This is a genomic window from Candidatus Proelusimicrobium excrementi (assembly GCF_937881865.1).
GTDB lineage: Bacteria > Elusimicrobiota > Elusimicrobia > Elusimicrobiales > Elusimicrobiaceae > Proelusimicrobium > Proelusimicrobium excrementi.
In genome coordinates this window covers 1-1,676 of record NZ_CALGEO010000092.1, presented here as the reverse complement: position 1 = coordinate 1,676, position 1,676 = coordinate 1, and the positions used below count along the sequence as shown (strand labels likewise).

Here is a 1,676-nt window from a genome sequence, read left to right as displayed (position 1 = left end):
GAGACCTGCGAAATGGATAACGGAGTCGATCTTTTCGTTTTCAATTTCCACAAACTCGCTGCGCATACGGGCGTTGACGCGGGCGCGCTTACAGTCGGCGTATCCTTGGCCGACAGCGTAATCAACCTTGATAATAAAGCCGAAATCGGGCGCGAAAATATAATCGGCGCAGGGGACGTTAAACTTGCGGCGGAACAAAAAAAGGCCGAAACTTTGGCCGACGCTTTTGCCGCCAGCGGCGCTTTGATAGGCGGCGCGGGCGCGACGTCTTCCAGCAGGGTAAACGGATCCGTGTTGGCGAACATACGTTCAAAAAGCGATATAACTTCCGCCGGCGGAGTAACGTTTAAATCCAAATCTTACACCGATCAAACCTCTAAATCTACTTATTACGGCGGCGCGGTAATATCGGCGGGCGTAAACGAAGCCGACGTCGAGGCCGAAGTTGACGTTAAAACCGTTTTAAACGACGGCTTAAAGATTAACGCCGGCAGTTTTGAAGCTTCCTCGGACGGGGCCGATAAACTTTACGCAAAAGCTGTTTCCGGCAGCGGCGGCGCGCTTGCGGCTTCGGCGGCTTTGGTCCGTTCCGATAACAATTCCGTTTCAAAAGTTGAAATCGGGCAAACGGAAAAAGAAGACGCGGGAGCGGTTTTAAACAATAATATCAATGCGGATACGGTACTATTTAAAGCGGTGAACTCCACGTCGCAAGACAGCGAAGTCGACTCCAGAAATGGCGGTATTATACATGCGGGCGGGGCTTCCGCGCATAATAATTCCGATATGACCGTCGCAGTTGATTTTAAAGACAGAATCTCAGGCAAAACTTACGTAAAGGCTTCAGATTTTAAAGCCGAAGCTTTAAACAATTACGCCAAAAACTTGGTTGACGGGCAAAATGTTTACAGCGGCAGCGGCGGCGCGATTGAAGTGCCGATAACCGAAAGCATTACTAAGATAAACAATTATACGGACGTAACTTTCGGCGATAATACAAAAGTGGACGTAAGGGCAGATTCGGAAGGCAGCAGTTCCTTCTTAGTCAACGCGATAAACAATATTAAAGGCGACGACAAAGTGCTTTTAAAGAGCGGCGGGCTTGTAATCGTGCCTGTGGTTACTTCCGAAATAACCAACGATAACAATAAAGCCGCAATTATCGTGAAGTCCGCGGAACTAAACTCCGCAAATGATATCGTCTTCAACGCAAAAGCGGACGTAGACATATCGGCCGGTTCCGATCTTAACATTTACGGCGGAGTTTCCGTTGCGGCGGGCAAAAGCTTGGCCAAAACCAATGTTTTAAACGAGATTAATTTGCGTCAGGGCGCAAAGCTTTCTTCCGGCGGGGACGTATATTTTACTCTTTCCCAGCCCAAGACGGAAAGCGGCAGCGCATTTGACAATACCGGCAGATCTTATATAAAAGCTTCCGGCGTTACGAATGTTTGGAACGCCACGGCTTTGGCCTTTAACGCCGATTCCGCGGCCAAGGGCGATATTTACGTAAACAATAATGTAAACGTGGATTCCGGCGCGTCGGTGCGCAGCGGCAGAAACATTAATATCAACGGCGTTAAAGCTCTTACCTCCGCAACCGGTTTGTTGGATTTGACTTCTCCCTTGGGCGATTTGGCGGCAAGTTCCAAATCCACAAGCGTGAAAACCGAACA

1 protein-coding gene is annotated in these 1,676 nt (G+C 49.1%); it reads left to right on the top strand.

Features of this window, described 5'->3' with window-relative positions; translation table 11 throughout:
- The coding region (locus ACQY26_RS04140) for a hypothetical protein (RefSeq protein ID WP_428047850.1) at positions 1-1,676 on the top strand (1,676 nt) is incomplete at both ends.